The sequence below is a fragment of the Legionella erythra genome (genome assembly GCF_001467615.1).
Classification (GTDB): domain Bacteria; phylum Pseudomonadota; class Gammaproteobacteria; order Legionellales; family Legionellaceae; genus Legionella_C; species Legionella_C erythra.
In genome coordinates, this window is record NZ_LNYA01000034.1 from 505,014 (window position 1) to 505,240 (window position 227).

A 227-nucleotide genomic window follows, 5' to 3' on the forward strand; every position below is an offset into this window, starting at 1 on the left:
GCTATCACTGAATTTTGATCTTTTCATGAAGAATCTCCTCCCGCATAGATTATGAGAAAATTCTACTTTTGACATCAGTTATTTCTTGGGGGGATTACCCATAATCCGTGCGCATTATTCTCGTCAGGTTGTATATATTTAATCGATTTATTGAGGTCATCGTAACCATATCTAACAAAAGGATCTTCGTCAATGAGACCTGTTTCCTCCGCTCCTTCTTCGAAGGG